Origin of the sequence: Romboutsia sp. 1001713B170207_170306_H8 (assembly GCF_015550495.1) — a bacterium.
In the GTDB taxonomy this organism is placed as follows: Bacteria; Bacillota; Clostridia; order Peptostreptococcales; family Peptostreptococcaceae; genus Romboutsia_E.
Genome location: NZ_JADNAX010000004.1, coordinates 88,201 through 101,583, shown reverse-complemented (window position 1 = coordinate 101,583; position 13,383 = coordinate 88,201). Strand labels below are relative to the sequence as shown.

Here is a 13,383-nt window from a genome sequence, read left to right as displayed (position 1 = left end):
AGTAAAATATTACATATTTAAATTATAAGGTTCCTCAAATTGTACATAATACATATATAAAGAGGTAAAATACTAATTGCATATTAACTGAAATAAATATATAATGGATAGGTTAATATAAATTGATTACGGAAAGGAAACAATATATGAATATAACTAAATTTGAAGATTTACCAATTAGCGACAGTATAAAAAGAGCAATAGCAGATATGGGGTTTGAGGAGCCATCACCAATACAATCACAATCAATACCTGTAATATTATCAGGGAAAGATGTTATAGGGCAAGCGCAAACTGGAACGGGAAAAACAGCTGCGTTTAGTATACCTGTATTAGAAACTGTTGATCCTGAAGATAAAAGCTTACAAGCAGTAGTGCTTTGTCCAACAAGAGAACTTGCAATTCAGGTATCGAAAGAAATAAAAAAATTATCTAAGTACATGCACGGAATAAAATCATTACCAGTTTATGGTGGACAACCAATAGATAGACAAATAAAATCATTAAAAGGTGGAGTACAAATAGTAATAGGAACTCCAGGACGTGTAATAGATCATATAAACAGAAAAACATTAAAAATGGACAATGTTAAAATGCTTATATTAGATGAAGCTGATGAAATGTTAGATATGGGATTCAGAGAAGATATAGAAATGATATTAAATAAAACTCCTGAAAATAGACAAACTACTTTCTTCTCAGCTACTATGCCAAAGGGAATATTAGATTTAACTAGAAAATATCAAAATGACCCAGAACATATAAGAATAGTAAGAAAAGAAATAACTGTACCAAATATATCTCAATACTATATAGAAACTAGAAACTCTAATAAATTAGAAGTTTTATGTAGATTAATAGATGTATATAACCCTAAATTATCAGTTGTATTTACTAATACAAAAAGAGGTGCTGATGAATTAGTAAGTGAGTTACAAGCTAGAGGATACTTTGCAGATGCTCTACATGGGGACTTAAAGCAAACTCAAAGAGATATAGTAATGGATAAGTTTAGACAAGGAACTATAGATATATTAGTTGCTACAGACGTTGCAGCTAGAGGTATAGATGTAGATGATGTTGAAGCGGTATTTAACTATGATTTACCACAAGATGAAGAATACTATGTACACAGAATAGGTAGAACTGGTCGTGCTGGTAGAACAGGAGTATCTTTCAGTTTCGTATTTGGAAAAGAAATGAGAAAAATGAGAGATATAGAAAGATATACTAAAGCTAAATTAGTTAAGCATAGTATACCATCTGTAGCAGATGTTGAAGAAAAGAAAGTAAGTGCATTCTTCCATAAAGTTAAAGGTGTAATGGATGAAGGTAACTTAACTAAGCAATTACAATGGTTAGAAGGATTCTGTAATGAGTCTGAAGTTGAAATAATAGATGTAGCAGCAGCTTTAGTTAAATTAGCTTTAGGTGATGAAGAAAAACAAGAAATAATAGAAGAACCATCAAGAGATAGAAATAGAGATAGAAGAGACCGTAAAGGTGGAGACACTGGTGCTAAAGAAGGTATGGTTAGACTATTTATAAATGTTGGTAGAAGCCAAAGAGTTCAAGCTAAAGATATATTAGGTGCTATAGCTGGTGAAGCTGGAATATCTGGTAAATTAATAGGAACTATAGATATATATGATAAATATACTTTCGTTGAAGTACCAAAGCAAAATGTTAAAAAGGTATTAGAAAGCGTTAAAGATATAAAAATAAAAGGAAATAAAGTTAATATAGAAAAAGCAAACTCTAGAAGAAAGAAGTAATTTTTTAGAGTTAGTATTTAAGAGGTGTAAATATAAATTATATTTACGCCTTTTTTATTAATAACACTGAAAATTTGTATTTAAGAAAGAATATAAAATAAAAATAATGTATACTTAAAACTAAAATGATATGACAGGAGGTTTTGCATGAAGGTTTTTAGTACAGGTTGTACATTAGATTGTTTTGATGCTTGTAGAATGAATGTTTATGTGGATGAAGGAAAAGTTGTTAAAATAGAAGGTGATAAAAATCATCCTTTTACTAAAGGGTTTATTTGTAATAAAGGGAGAGCTCATTTAGATAGATTAAATCATCCAAATAGAATTTATAATCCGCTATTAAAAGTGGATGGAAACTGGAAGGAAATTAGCTTTGAAGAAGCTATAAAAATAATGTCTGACAAGTTAAATTTTTATAAGGATAATTATGGATCAAAATCAGTTTTATATTATGAGCAGTATGGAAATGGATCACTATTAAAATCAATTGGTGATATATTTTTTAATTTTTATGGTGGAGTTACTAAGCAAAAGGGAGGACCCTGTTGGAGTGCAGGTATTAAAGCTCAAGAGTATGATTTTGGAAATGTTAAAAGCCATAGTCTTGAAGATATGAAAAATAGCAAGAATATATTTATATGGGGAAAAAATCCTGCGTATACAACTATTCATACTATGCAAATATTACAACAAGCTAAATCAAATGGGAGTAGGGTAATTGTTATAGATCCAATTAAAACGCATACAGCCAATATAGCTGATTATCATATTCAATTAAATCCAGGAACTGATGGAGCATTAGCTATGGCTATTGCTAAAATTATCATAGAAGATAATCTTGTGGATAAAGATTATATAGATTCATGTGTATTAGGTTATGAAGAGTATAAATCATATTTAAATACACTAGAATTAAATTACTTATCCACAGAATGCGGGGTAGATTTAGATATTATAAATGAGTTAGCTAAAATCTATAGTGAAAAATATAGCTCTATTTGGTTAGGATATGGACTTCAAAAATATAAAAATGGAGGAAATACAATTAGAGCAATTGATGCATTGGGAGCCATTACAGGACAAATTGGACATATAGGTGGAGGTATTAATTATGCTAACAAATTATATCCAAGTGTATTAAAAACTGATCCATACGATAGTAACAGTTATGCACAAAATAGAGAGGTATATGTGCACAATTTGAGTGAATTTATTGACAATTCATATAGAGATATGGTGGATAATGTGAATAACGCTTTCATAAAGATGGCTGTAATTGTAAAAAGTAATTTGCTAAATCAGTTGCCTAATCTAAATAAATTAGAAAAGTCATTTGAGTCTATTGATTTCAAGGTTTGTTTTGATATATTTATGACTGATACAGCTCAAAAATGCGATTTATTTATTCCTTGTTCAAGTACTCTTGAAAGTGAAGATTTACTGTTTAGCTCTATGTGTAATCCTTATATAACTTACAATGAAAAGGTGATAGAACCAAGTAATAAACTTATGGATGAGTATTATTTCTTTAGAGAATTAGCTAAATATATGAATATAAAAGAGTATCCACAAGTATCTAAAAAGGAGTATTTAAATAAAGTTATAGAACCTCTAAAATCTGTGGATAAAGAAATAAATCTTGATAGAATAAAAAATGATTATATAACTGTATATAAGGATATTCCATGGAAAGATAAGAAGTTTGATACTATATCAGGAAAATATGAATTATATTCAGAAAAGATACAAGATTTGGGGTTAACACCTATTCCAACATATATTCCGCCAGAAAATTTAGAGGGTAAGAAATTACGATTAATAACAACTCACCATAAAGATACTTTATTTAGTCAACATTATATGGATAAAAAAGGAATTTCTAAGGCATATATTAATAAAAATATGGCAATAATTAGGAATATAGCCGATGATGAGATTGTTTGCCTTCAATCCAGGAATGGTAAAATTAATGTACAAATAAAAATTAATGACAATATAGGTGATAATACTATTTTAATGTATGTAGGTTGGTGGAAAAAACATGGCAACCCTAATTTTGTTACAAATATCGGTGTATCAGATTTAGGAGGACAAGTAACATATAATGAAACTTTAGTAGACATAATAAAACAAAACTAGTTAAAATTCATTGAAGGATAAAAAATTAATCTAATAGAATTGATTATCATTGGAGTTTTGATTATTTACTTTAAGATGAATTTTAATTAGGGGGGACAAATAATGGTAAAATATTCTTTGAATAATAAAAACTTGCTAGTTAAATTTGAGATGACAGAATTAGATCATCATATAGCAGGTGCTATAAGAGAAGAAATTGATGATATTTTAATGACAAGATCAGTTAAAAATATAGTTTTTGATTTTGAAAATATTAACTTCATGGATTCTTCAGGAATAGGTGTGATAATAGGTAGATATAAAAAAATATCAAGTGAAAAAGGTACTGTATCAGTTATAAACATAAGTCCTAGAGTAAAAAAGGTTTTTGATTTATCAGGAATGAACAAAATTATAAAAGTTTGCAGTACATATGAAGAAGCATTAAGTTCTTTGTAAGGGGGAAATGTTTATGAGTAATATTATGGAAGTTAAGTTTTCTGCTAAATCTGAAAATGAAAGTTTAGCTAGAGTTATAGCAGCATCTTTTGCAGCAAAGTTAGATCCTACTTTAGACGAAATAGCGGACATAAAGACAGCTGTATCAGAAGCTGTAACAAATGCTATCATACATGGTTATGATGAAGATGAGTCCAAGTTTGTATATTTAAAATGTAAATTAGAAGGCAATAAGATAGAGATTATAGTTGAAGATAAAGGGAATGGAATAGAAGATGTAGATTTGGCTATGCAACCGTTATATACGTCAAAGCCAGAGCTTGAGAGATCAGGAATGGGATTTTCTGTTATGGAAAGCTTTATGGATGATGTAAAGGTAAGTTCTATAAAAAATGAAGGTACAAAAGTTATTATGCTAAAAAATATAAACTTACCTAAATAAAATCCAAAAAGAATAGAGGTTTTATTATGGGGATAACTGCAAATAAAGAAGAAAAAAAGAAATTACTCAGCCATGAAGAGACGTTAGATTTAATAAAAAAGGTTCAAAATGAAAATGATGAAGAAGCCAAAGAAATTTTAATAAAAAATAATTTAGGATTAGTTAGAAGTGTAATATCTAAGTTTTCTAATATAGGATATGATAGAGATGATTTATTCCAATTAGGCTCAATAGGCCTTATTAAATCTATATATAAATTTGATCCTAAATTTAATGTGAAATTTTCTACATATGCTGTTCCAATGATATTAGGAGAGATAAAAAGATATCTAAGAGATGACGGGATGGTTAAAGTTTCTAGATCATTAAAGCAAACAGCTATAAAAGCAAAATCACAAAAAGAAATTTTAACTAAAAAATTAGGAAGAGAGCCTACTGTAGATGAAATAGCTAAGGAACTAGATGTTGAAAAAGAAGATTTAGTAATGGCTATGGAAGCAAACTTTTCAGTTGAATATTTACATGGAGTAATTCATGAAGAAGAAGGATCTCCAATATGTTTAATTGATAAAATAAGCTTAAAGGGTGAGAATGAAGAAGAGAAGTTAATTGATAATTTACTTCTTAAGCAAGTTCTTAATAAGCTAGAAAAAAGAGAGAGACAAATTATTGTTCTTAGATATTTTGAAGATAAAACACAAAGTGAAATAGGAGATATATTAAATATATCTCAAGTTCAAGTTTCTAGAATAGAGAAAAAAGTACTGTCGAAATTAAAATCTTATATTAGTTAATAAAAATTAATATTAAATACAAAAATAAACCTTTTAATAGTTATTTATGATTAGTGCAATACTAATAATTAGCTATATAAAAATAAGGTTTATTTTTTTTTATATAACAAATAATAGAAATAAAGGGAGGGTGCAAACTATGGATTATATTTACTTAATACCTAAAAAGTTAAAACCTTTTCATTCAAATACAAAGAATATATATATTAAAGATATTTATGAAGTTTATCCTAAAAATAAAGATGCAACAATAAATGAGATATGTATAAGAGAGTATAAAGATAATGACTTAAAATATGATGTTATACATTTAGGTGAAATTATAGAAAGGATAAATGAAAATCTACCAATGGTAAGTATAAACTTTTTGAAATGTGATGATATAGTTATCTTTTTTGACAAATTTAAAAAAGATAGAACTAAATACATAAGAGTAGTAATAGTATCAATAATAGTATTTATGGGGTCTATTATGGGAATTATGAATTTTCATGCAGATGTAAATATGTATTCATCTCAATATAAAATGGTAGAAGTATTAACTAAAGATGCTAAAAAATATTTGCCATACTTTCAAATTCCATACTCAATAGGAATTGGTATAGGTGTGGCTATGTTTTTTAATAAATTTATTCCCAATTATTCAAAATACGAGCCTAGTCCTATGGAGTTGAAGATGGTTTCTTTGAACAAGGAAATAGAAAATCAATTAAGAGGTAAGGAAGAATAATGTGAAATTTTTTTTAGTGGTTTATGGAATATCATCGGGAATAATCGTTGGAGCTGGAGTAATATCAATACTTATTTTAATAGGTATTGTACCTAGAATGTCTCATGTTACAAATACAAAACAGTTTATAAGCGTATATGAAAATTTATTAGTAATAGGTACATTCATAGGTAGCATACTATCACTTCATAATTTAGGAATACATCAAGGTAGGGTAATAACTATAATTTCAGGATTATCTTATGGTGTATTTTTAGGTTTTTTAAGTTCTGGATTAACTGAGGTAATATATTATATTCCCGTTATATCAAGACGCTTAAAACTACCAAAGAATTATTTAAAATATGTAGTAATATCCTTGATGATAGGCAAAGTAATAGGATCTCTTTTAGGATGGGCAATAATATAAGGAGGTAGTAATTATGGGAAAAAAAGATGATTATAATAAATATGTCGATGAGATAAGTCCTAAACCTACGTATATAAAAAATTATATTCTTGCATTTATAATAGGTGGATTAATTTGTATGGTAGGACAAGGAATTAATGATTTTTTTAGTAATGTTGTAAATTTGGACAAACTAGCTGCATCTTCAGCAACATCGATAACATTAGTCTTTCTAGGATCTTTTCTTACTGGTCTAGGTGTTTATGATTTACTTGGAAAGAGGGCAGGAGCCGGGTCAATTATACCTATAACTGGATTTGCAAACTCTATAGTATCTCCAGCTATGGAATTTAAGAGAGAGGGATATGTATTAGGTGTTGGAGCAAATATGTTTAAAATTGCAGGCCCTGTATTAGTTTATGGAATAGGTTCTTCTATATTATTTGGATTTGTTTATTATTTAGTTAAAATGTTTATTTAATTTATTCAGTGGTAAGGAGTGAGACAATGAAGAATAAAAGAATTGGAAAGAGAACAGTAGAATTGCAACATAAACCAGCTATAATTAGTACCGCATCAATAGTTGGACCTAAAGAAGCTAAAGGTCCACTTAGAGATTATTTTGATAAAATTTTAGATGATGATTTAGATGGTGAAAAAACTTGGGAATTAGCAGAATGCAAGATGATGAAAGACACTATAGAATTAGCTGTAAAAAAATCAGATAAAGGTATGAAGGAAATAAATTATCTTATAGGTGGAGATTTAATTAATCAGATATGGCCATTTTCTTTTGCAGCAAGAGATTTAGACGTACCTTTTATTGGAGTTTATGGAGCATGTTCTACTATGGCTCAAAGTATGTGTCTTGGAGCTATGTTAATAGATGGAGGTTTTGCTCAAAATATATTAGCAGGAACTTGTAGTCATTACTGTACAGCTGAAAGACAATTTAGATATCCATTAGAGTTAGGAACTCAAAAACCTATGACTGCTCAATGGACAGTTACTGGAGCTGGATGTGTACTATTATCTGATCATGGTGATGCTCCTAAGATTAAATATGTAACAATAGGTAAAATTATAGATAAGGGAATAAAAGATGGAAATAATATGGGCGCAGCTATGGCTCCAGCAGCTGTAGATACAATATTAGCATATTTTAATGATACAAATGATGATCCAAATAGTTTTGATTTAATTGCAACAGGTGATTTAGGAACAGTAGGTAAGACTATAACTTTAGACTTACTAAAAGATAAAAACCTAGATATATCAAAAGTATATACAGATTGTGGATTAGAAATATTTAATTTAAAAGAACAAGATGTTCACTGTGGAGGAAGTGGATGTGGATGTTCAGCAGCAGTATTTTCTGGATATATCTATGATAAGTTAAAAAAGAAAGAATTCAATAAAGTAATGCTAGTATCAACTGGAGCTATGTTATCACCAAATAGTACATTGCAAAAGCAAACTATACCTTGTATAGCAAATGCAGTTGTAATAGTTAATGAATAGGAGGTGATTTTCTTGATAATGGATTATATTAAGGTATTCCTTGTTGGAGGAACAATTTGTTTAATAGCTCAGATAATGATGGACTATTTTAAAATGCAGACACCTTATGTAATGGTAACTTATGTAACTAGTGGAGTTATATTAACATTCTTAGGTATATATGAACCTATAGTTGATTTTGGAGGTGCTGGAGCTACAGTTCCTTTAATAGGATTTGGTTATTCATTGGCAAAAGGTGTTATAAAAGGCATAGGAGAAAATGGACTTTTAGGAGTCTTTACAGGTGGAACAATAGCTACTGCAGGTGGTATAGCTGCTGCTATCTTCTTTGGTTATAGTATGGCTGTAATTTTTAATCCAAAGGCTAAGCCATAAAATTTAAATTATATTTAAATAATCAAAAAGCGATAAACTAAATTTAGTCTATCGCTTTTATCATTATATCTAATATTTATAAGTTTTCTATTGAGCTGGAGGTATAGGTTCTGTTCCACCGTTATCAGTAGCACCATTACCAGTGCCGTTGTTTGTACCAGCGTCAGTACCGCCAGTAGTACCATTACCAGCACCATTATTTGTTCCATTATCAGTAGTACCATTACCAGTACCAGTACCGTTGTTTGCACCAGTATCTGTATTAGTATCAGATGGAGGTGTAGTTGTTCCACCTTCATTATCTGGAGGATCAGAAGTTGTGTCATCAGTATTATCTGGTTCTTCTTCTACATATTCATCTTGTGTATTTGTCTGAGTTTGGTAAGAGCTTACTCTTCTAGGAGAAGTTCCATTTATAAATGCAGCTCTTGCACCACCTGAAGATGTTCCTCCATCTATTAAGTTTATATTTGAGAAATAGATGTTAGAAGGTACTGTAAAGCTTGCTTTTGTAAGCCCAGAATGAACTTTCTTCATAACTGCAGACCATAATCTAGCAGCTGTACCACTACTTCCATCAACACCTCTACGTGCTATTGTTTCACCAGTATTAGGGTCTTTTGTACCAGCATCATCACCTATATAAGTTGATGCAACGTAATATGGAGTATATCCGACAAACCAAGCATCTAACTTACCGTTAGTAGTACCTGTTTTACCAGCAACCTCGATACCTCCACCGATAGCAGCTGAACCACCGATACCTTCAGTTATAACAGATTTTAGCATATCAGTTATAACGTAAGCCACATCCTCAGATACAACTTTGTGTTCATCTGGAGTAGCTTTTACTAATAATTGTCCATCGTAAGTTGTTATAGTTGTAAATATAGTTGGCTCTATATATACACCGCTATTAGCAAGTGTACCATATGCAGAAGCCATCTCTAGTGGAGATACACCGTATGTCATACCACCTAATGTTAAGGCAGGGAAACGTCTATCTCCTTCATTTATATCACCAGTTTTACTATCTTTTAAAGTTGTAATTCCAAAGTTCTTTAAATAATCAAGCATTATATCTACACATTCTTCGTAACTATCGCCTAGCATTTCAGCTGTTTTAATAGCGATTGTATTTGAAGAATAAGCAAGAGCTTTACGAAGTGTCATATATCCGCTTCCTGCAGTTGTAGTAGCTGGATTCCATTTGTTATTTTGGCTAAATTTATATCCACCTCTAGCATCACTTAGTGAGTCTGCTTGGGTAATTTCTAAAGTATCTATAGCTGGAGTATAAACTGATAGTGGTTTTATAGTAGAACCAGGTTGCTGAGCGGTTGTAGCTCTATTAAGAGTTTTTCTTCCTTTTATGTTTCTACCACCAACTAAAGCTTTAATTTGTCCAGTTTTATAGTCTAATATAACCATTGCAGATTGAGGTTGAGGTATACCATTTATATATTTTGTTCCAGGGAAGTTATTAGTATTTTCATATTCGCCTTCTAATATATCTTGCATACTAGAATCTATAGTAGTGTATATGTTTAAACCACCATTACGGAATAAGTTATCAGCTTCATCCCAAGTATGTCCTTGATTCATTAAAGCGCTAATAACCTCAGACTCTATAAGGTCTTGTACTGATGTAACTACAGTATCCTCTGTTTTAGGTAAACAAATTTTTATTTCTTCTGCTACAGCCTTATCATGTTCTTCTTGTGTTATGTATCCTAACTCTAACATTTTAGCTAAAACAACTTCTTGTCTTTGTTTAGCCTTAGAATTATTAACAGCTTTTCTAACTATTAACGTACCTTTCTTTAACTGAGTATGTGTATCTGTATCAATAAGTTTCCAGTCATAATAAAGCTTATCTATAATGTTAAAGTCAACATCAGTTGGATCATCCCAATTATCATCTGTAGTATTTGTATAGAATAATAATCTATTTTCTAAATCTTCTTTAGTTTCACTTCCATTTAGCTTGTCTGGAATATAAGCAGAGTACGCAGATGGATTTTTAGTAGAACCTGCAAGTAAAGCTGATTCTGCTAAACTTAATTCACTGGCATCTTTACTAAAGTAACCATGAGCACCTGCTTGTGCTCCAATAAGCCCTCTTCCAACGAAGAAGTTATTTAAATAAGCTTCTAATATTTCGTCTTTAGATAAAGTTTTACTCATTTCATATGCATAATAAATATCTTTTACCTTACGAGGTAAAGTTTGTTCTGAAGATGTTAGTAGCATTTTTGAAACCTGCATTGGTATTGTACTACCACCTTGTGTTTTTCCTAATAAAGTTTTAACAGCAGATCTGAAAAGCCCCTTTATGTCTACACCGCTATGCTCATAGAAACGTTCATCTTCTATAGCAACTATAGCATTTTTTAAGTGATCAGACATATCATCTAGTGATACTGGTTCTTTTTTATTTGTGCTTGGAGCATTTGATAAAAGTGATCCATCAGCATAATAAATTTTTGTTGTTTGATAAGTTTTCTCATCTAAAAGAGCTTTTGTAACTGGCTCTACATTTCTCAGAGAAGAGAATACTAATCCAGTTCCTGCCGCTGCACCAACTACTAACAAGGCTAAAATAAATACACCTGTTAACCTAAAAAATCTAAATTTATCTTTTTTATTATTTGATTTTCTAGACTTTGATCTGCTACTACTATCATTTTGAGTAGAGTTAGTAGTAGTCTTAGTAGGGTTATTAGAGGAACTAACCTTTTTTCTTCTTATTTTATTTTGATCTTCATTATTGCCATTGCTCATAAGTTAAACCTCCTTACTTAATGCAATATTATAACATATATAGCGATGTTTTTGTAAAATATACATAAAAATGAATATAGTGTAACTTATATTACTTTTTATATGTCTACTTACAGTATATAAGTTAATTACTTAACTTTCTACCTACATATAAATTATATTATTATTTTTTACTAATATTATAATTTTTATGTTAAGGTCAAATATTGATTAAAAAGGCATAAACTATTATGGGGGTGATTAATTGAATAAATATAAAAAGACAGGAATAATATTTTTATTACTATTTATACTTTCTTTTTTTATAGGAAGTTTTTTATACATAGATAGAACATTACGACCAACAATTACAGTACTTGCTGAAACAAAAGCACTTGAGATTGCAAATAAGTCTATAAATAAATCAGTATCAGAAGTTGTAAAAGGACAAATAAATTATACTGATTTAGTAAACGTTCAAATGGATTCTGAAGGGAAAATAACCATGCTACAAGCTAATACTGTATTAATGAATTCGTTGGCATCAGATATAGCACTAGAAATACAAGATGAATTAAAAAAGATTAAATCTACAAGTTCATATATTCCTATTGGAACAGCTTTAGGAAGCCCTATACTAGCAAAATATGGTCCACAAATAAAAGTATCAATTGAGCCAATAGGAACAGTATCTGTAGATTTTAAAACCAAATTTGAATCATCTGGAATAAATCAAACTAGACATACTATTTATATAGAAGCAAATACGAAGGTAAAAGTTGTAATTCCACTGACAACTTCAACTCAAGAAGTTAATGTACAAATACCTGTATGTGAAACTATAATAGTAGGGGATGTTCCACAAAGTTATGTAAATATACCTGAAACAGGAGTGCAAAGCGTGGTACCAAATTTAAATAATACAACAAACAATAAAAATAATTAAAAAATATAAGGGATGTTTAAATTTTAATTTTTACATCCCTTATAAATAGAAGATATATATAATGCGTATTTAATTATTCATCATCCATCCAATAAAAACACCATAACCTATAGATGGATCATTTTCAACTGCGTGAGATACAGCACCGATTATTTTATTTCCTTGTACTATAGGAGTACCACTCATTCCTTGAACAATACCTCCTGTTAATCCTAGTAAATCTTTATCAACAATACGTATTTTAAATGTTTTAGGGCTAGGAGTTCTTTGGTTTTCGATTCCAATTATTTCTATATTATATTTTTGACAAACATTAAATTGATTTTGTAAAATTATTTGAGCTTTTCCTAACTTAACTTCATCTAGAGAGGCTACTTTATATTTTTTTAATTTTGAAGTATCTAAATTATCTATACTCCCTTTTATTCCGTAGTTATCATTTTTTGTAAAATGTCCAACGGTAAAGTCACGTCTTGCATTTATACAACCAACGCTACCTTTACAAGACTTTTGAATTGTAATATCAGTTGTAGTAGATATTGAGCCATCTTTTATAGCTATCCTTTTTGAGTTACCTACATTTATAGGATGACCAACAGCTGCAAATTCTTTATTATTACAATCAATATAGGTTAAAGTAGCAAATCCGGAAATTAAATTGTTGAAGTTAATTTTTTCTAAAATTTCTTTATTACATTTAATACTTAGAGTGTTTCCTCCTCTATTTACTAAAATAGAAACATCACTATCTTTTGGTAGAGAATAAAGTATAGATGAAAATTCACCATAATTACTTATAGGTTTATCTTGTAATTTTAAGATTGCATCACCAATTTGTAATGGACAATTTTCAACTTCATTTCTTACTATAATAGTTTTTAATTCTGCATCAATTTGTAACACGTTGCCCATTGGAACTAAATACTCTGTATCTAATTTATCGGCATTTTGTGCATAAATAAAACTATTTGGCAAAGAATATAAGCAAAATAATAAACATGAAAAAATTATAATTTTTGACTTAATCTTTAAATTTTTTATATTGAAATTTTTATTAATCATAAAACACCTT

The 13,383-nt window shown here is 29.4% G+C and carries 13 protein-coding genes; 11 read left to right on the top strand and 2 right to left on the bottom strand.

The window, feature by feature from the left end:
* Window positions 1-146: 146 nt before the first annotated feature.
* From I2A66_RS09950 to spoVAE, 10 genes are all read left to right on the top strand, one after another.
* The gene (locus tag I2A66_RS09950; RefSeq protein WP_122639250.1) at window positions 147-1,775 is read left to right on the top strand and encodes a DEAD/DEAH box helicase; all 1,629 of its coding nucleotides are present in this window, start codon (window positions 147-149) and stop codon (window positions 1,773-1,775) included.
* Window positions 1,776-1,922: 147 nt separating this feature from the next.
* On the top strand, window positions 1,923-3,914 hold the full coding sequence (locus I2A66_RS09945) for a molybdopterin-dependent oxidoreductase (RefSeq protein ID WP_195251551.1): 1,992 nt from the start codon (window positions 1,923-1,925) through the stop codon (window positions 3,912-3,914).
* Between the two features lie 102 nt (window positions 3,915-4,016).
* On the top strand, window positions 4,017-4,352 hold the full coding sequence (gene spoIIAA, locus I2A66_RS09940) for an anti-sigma F factor antagonist (protein WP_122639248.1): 336 nt from the start codon (window positions 4,017-4,019) through the stop codon (window positions 4,350-4,352).
* Window positions 4,353-4,365: 13 nt separating this feature from the next.
* A complete protein-coding gene (gene spoIIAB / locus I2A66_RS09935) occupies window positions 4,366-4,794 on the top strand; it encodes an anti-sigma F factor (protein WP_122639247.1) in 429 nt (142 codons plus the stop codon).
* A gap of 26 nt (window positions 4,795-4,820) precedes the next feature.
* Window positions 4,821-5,588 carry a SigF/SigG family RNA polymerase sporulation sigma factor gene (locus I2A66_RS09930; protein WP_122639246.1) on the top strand — a complete coding sequence of 256 codons (768 nt, stop codon included), beginning with the start codon at window positions 4,821-4,823 and terminating at the stop codon, window positions 5,586-5,588.
* A 139-nt stretch (window positions 5,589-5,727) separates the two neighbouring features.
* Window positions 5,728-6,318: a stage V sporulation protein AA gene (locus I2A66_RS09925; RefSeq protein ID WP_122639245.1), complete on the top strand. Its 591-nt coding sequence runs from the start codon at window positions 5,728-5,730 to the stop codon at window positions 6,316-6,318.
* Between the two features lies 1 nt (window position 6,319).
* Window positions 6,320-6,727: a stage V sporulation protein AB gene (locus I2A66_RS09920; RefSeq protein ID WP_147516404.1), complete on the top strand. Its 408-nt coding sequence runs from the start codon at window positions 6,320-6,322 to the stop codon at window positions 6,725-6,727.
* Window positions 6,728-6,740: 13 nt separating this feature from the next.
* Complete coding sequence (spoVAC, locus tag I2A66_RS09915; RefSeq protein WP_122639243.1) at window positions 6,741-7,187, top strand: stage V sporulation protein AC; 447 nt, start codon at window positions 6,741-6,743, stop codon at window positions 7,185-7,187.
* Between the two features lie 26 nt (window positions 7,188-7,213).
* A complete protein-coding gene (gene spoVAD, locus I2A66_RS09910) occupies window positions 7,214-8,227 on the top strand; it encodes a stage V sporulation protein AD (protein ID WP_122639242.1) in 1,014 nt (337 codons plus the stop codon).
* A 12-nt stretch (window positions 8,228-8,239) separates the two neighbouring features.
* Window positions 8,240-8,602 carry a stage V sporulation protein AE gene (spoVAE, locus tag I2A66_RS09905; RefSeq protein WP_122639241.1) on the top strand — a complete coding sequence of 121 codons (363 nt, stop codon included), beginning with the start codon at window positions 8,240-8,242 and terminating at the stop codon, window positions 8,600-8,602.
* A gap of 87 nt (window positions 8,603-8,689) precedes the next feature.
* Here the strand turns inward: spoVAE and I2A66_RS09900 are convergent, their stop codons facing one another.
* Window positions 8,690-11,386, bottom strand: a complete 2,697-nt coding sequence (locus I2A66_RS09900) for a transglycosylase domain-containing protein (protein ID WP_147516406.1) — start codon at window positions 11,384-11,386, stop codon at window positions 8,690-8,692.
* A 244-nt stretch (window positions 11,387-11,630) separates the two neighbouring features.
* On the opposite strand from I2A66_RS09900, the gene yunB reads away from it, so the two are divergent.
* A complete protein-coding gene (gene yunB / locus I2A66_RS09895; protein WP_147516407.1) occupies window positions 11,631-12,311 on the top strand; it encodes a sporulation protein YunB in 681 nt (226 codons plus the stop codon).
* Between the two features lie 69 nt (window positions 12,312-12,380).
* Here yunB and I2A66_RS09890 read toward each other — a convergent pair whose 3' ends face one another.
* Complete coding sequence (locus I2A66_RS09890; protein WP_195251549.1) at window positions 12,381-13,373, bottom strand: SpoIVB peptidase S55 domain-containing protein; 993 nt, start codon at window positions 13,371-13,373, stop codon at window positions 12,381-12,383.
* Window positions 13,374-13,383 lie beyond the last annotated feature (10 nt).